This window comes from Burkholderia sp. 9775_39 (assembly GCF_015712225.1).
GTDB classification, from domain to species: domain Bacteria; phylum Pseudomonadota; class Gammaproteobacteria; order Burkholderiales; family Burkholderiaceae; genus Burkholderia; species Burkholderia cenocepacia.
In genome coordinates this window covers 1-435 of sequence record NZ_JACCQC010000091.1, presented here as the reverse complement: position 1 = coordinate 435, position 435 = coordinate 1, and the positions used below count along the sequence as shown (strand labels likewise).

Annotated in this window: 1 protein-coding gene; it reads left to right on the top strand. The window is 60.5% G+C overall.

All coding sequences use genetic code 11. The features are described from left to right. Positions 1-58 precede the first annotated feature (58 nt). On the top strand, positions 59-435 hold a 377-nt coding region (frr, locus tag H0X90_RS35400; protein WP_196438445.1), incomplete at its 3' end, for a ribosome recycling factor.

Below are 435 nucleotides of genomic sequence, written 5' to 3'. Positions count from 1 at the left end.
GGATTATCAACTGAATCGGACGCTTGAAAGCAGCGGATTTCGAACCAAAGGAGAAATCGTGATCGAAGAGACCATGTCAGACGCCACAGCCCGCATGGACAAGGCAGTCGAGGCAGCAAAGGAAGACTTCGCGACCGTACGCACCGGCCGCGCCAACCCGTCCCTGTTCTCGAAGGTCATCGTCAACTACTACGGCTCGCCCACGCCGCTGCAGCAGCTGGCGTCCTTCCAGAACCCGGAAGCACGCACCCTCCTGATCACCCCGTTTGACCGCTCCGCACTGAGCGAGATCGAGAAGGCGCTCCGTGATTCCGATCTCGGCGCCAACCCGTCCAATGACGGCAACGTGATCCGCGTGGTGCTCCCCGAACTGACAGAGGAACGGCGCAAGGAATACGTCAAGCTGGTCCGCGGCAAGGCTGAGGACGCCAAGAT